Raw genomic sequence first — 2142 nt, 5'->3', positions numbered from 1 at the left:
GCTGTCGCTGGCCGGCGTGATCGTCCTCGCGGCGCAGGGCGCGCCGGGCCGGCTGCTCCACGGCGGACTGCATCCCGGCGACGCATTGATGGTCGTCGCCGTCGCGTCGAACGCCGTGTATGGCGTCCTGCTCAAGCGCTGGGCGCTGCCGCTGTCGACGTGGGAACAGCTCTATGTGCAGATCGGCTTCGGCGTGCTCTGCCTCGCGCCGTTCTGGTGGTGTGCGCCCGCTGCGCCGGTCACGGCCGCCAAACTGCCGCTGGTCCTGTACGCCGGCACCGCCGCGTCGATCGGGGCGCCGTTCTGCTGGATGAACGGCATCAAGCGGATCGGGCCCGCACGCGCCGCCGTCTTCATGAATCTGCTGCCGCTGCTGGTCGCGCTGGGCGCGTGGGGACTGCTGGGCGAACGGCTGCACGGCTACCACGCGGCTGGCGGCGCGCTCGTGCTGGCGGGGCTGCTGTGGAGCCAGCGCCGCCCACGCCTTCACTAAGACGCCCGCACCAAGGCTTCCCTCAGCATGTCGAACAGCGTGCGCGCCGCCGGCGCCATCGCGTGGTTGCGCTTGGCGATCAGGCCCAGCGTCCGGTGGATCGCCGGATTCACGAGCGGCACGCCGACGATCGTGTCCGGCCGCCCCGGCAGCACGGACAGGCCGGGCACCGCGGCCACGCCCATCCCCGCCTCGACGAGGGCCAGCACGCCGGACACGTGGTTCACTTCGCACAGGATCACCGGGTGCTTTTCGACGCCGGCCAGCGCCGCGTCGATGACGGTACGGTTGCCGCTCGATTTCGCGACCGAGATGTAGCGCTCGTCGACCGTCTCCTTCCAGCCGAGTTCCTTGCGGCCCGCGAGCGGATGGTCGCGGCGCATCGCCAGCACGTAGCTCTCCACGTAGATCGGCTCGAACTCGATCTCCGGATTTTCCGCGCCGGTGAAGTTGATACCGAAATCCGCCTCTCCCGCCAGCACGAGGTTCAGCACGTCCTGCGCGCTCTCGTCGTGCACGCGCACGCGGATGCGAGGAAAGCGTTCGCTGAAGCGCGTCAGCACGTCCGGCAAAAAATGCCACACGGCGGACGGCACGCACGCGAGCGTGACGGAACCGGTGCGGTGGGCCGCCAGGTCGGCGACGCCGAGCACCGCGTCTTCCAGGCCGTCCAGCGCCGTGCGCACGTTGACGAGAAAGGTCTGGCCGACGTTCGTCAGGTGCACGCGGCGCGTGGTCCGTTCGAACAGCTTCACACCGAGGCTGTCCTCGAGCTTGTCGATGCGCCGGCTCAGCGCCGACTGGGACAGGAACAGGTCGGCCGCCGCCTGCCGGAAGCTGGCCCGTTCGGCGACGGCCACGAATGCCTGCAAGTCGTGAAGATCGTAATTGATGCGCATGACGCAAGAATACGCTGGAAATTTGCAATTATCAAATCATTCCTTTTGTCGGATGATGCAGTCATTCCCACAACAGCCTCGTCAAGAAGGCATCAAAAGGAGACAACGTGCGCCATTCCTGCGCCCTCACCGTATTGCTTGCCGCCACCGGCACCTGCTGCGCCCAGACGGGCGTCAACCTGTATGGCATCGTCGATGTCGGCCTGCGCGCCATCGATGGCCTGCCCGGCAGCACGACATCCGTCGCGAGCGGCGTGAACCAAACAAGCCGCTGGGGCATCCGCGGCCAGGAAGACCTGGGCGGCGGCTGGAAGGCCGTGTTCCGGCTCGAAGGCGGCATGAACGCCGACACCGGCACGCAGGCCAAGAGCGACCGCCTGTTCGACCGCCAGGCTTGGGCCGGCCTCGATTCCCCCTACGGCCAGCTCGCCGTCGGACGCCAGGCCAACCTGATCTCCGACGCCCTGCTCCCCGTCGACCCGCTCGGCAAGCGCGACGCGTCGTTCAACCCGAACATCAACGTGGCGGGCCTCTCGAACACGGCGTTCGGCACGCATGCCTTCGGGCGCCAGTATGGTCCGAGCGGCTACGCGGACAACTTCTACCGCCTGGACAACACGGTCAAGTACACGGCGACCGTGGGACCGTGGCAGGCGCGCGCCGCGTATTCGGCCGGCGAAGTGGCCGGCGACGCGGGCGCGTCGGGCAGCCATGGTGTCGCGCTCGCGTACCAGCGCCCGGACTGGGTCG

Annotated in this window: 3 protein-coding genes; 2 read left to right on the top strand and 1 reads right to left on the bottom strand. The window is 68.4% G+C overall.

Annotated elements, in window-relative coordinates:
* Window positions 1-493, top strand: a 493-nt coding sequence (locus tag ACEN88_RS29870; RefSeq protein WP_413345539.1) for a DMT family transporter, incomplete at its 5' end; no start/stop codon positions are given.
* Here the strand turns inward: ACEN88_RS29870 and ACEN88_RS29865 are convergent.
* Window positions 490-1392 carry a LysR substrate-binding domain-containing protein gene (locus ACEN88_RS29865; protein WP_413345537.1) on the bottom strand — a complete coding sequence of 301 codons (903 nt, stop codon included), beginning with the start codon at window positions 1390-1392 and terminating at the stop codon, window positions 490-492. The genes ACEN88_RS29870 and ACEN88_RS29865 overlap by 4 nt on opposite strands.
* A 107-nt stretch (window positions 1393-1499) precedes the next feature.
* Here ACEN88_RS29865 and ACEN88_RS29860 point away from each other — a divergent pair.
* Window positions 1500-2142, top strand: a 643-nt coding sequence (locus ACEN88_RS29860) for a porin (protein WP_413345535.1), incomplete at its 3' end; no start/stop codon positions are given.

The sequence above is a fragment of the Massilia sp. CT11-108 genome (assembly GCF_047302915.1).
GTDB classification, from domain to species: Bacteria; Pseudomonadota; Gammaproteobacteria; order Burkholderiales; family Burkholderiaceae_D; genus Telluria; species Telluria orientalis.
The sequence above is the reverse complement of the archived record's forward strand: the minus strand, read 5'-3'. Positions and strand labels throughout refer to the sequence as shown.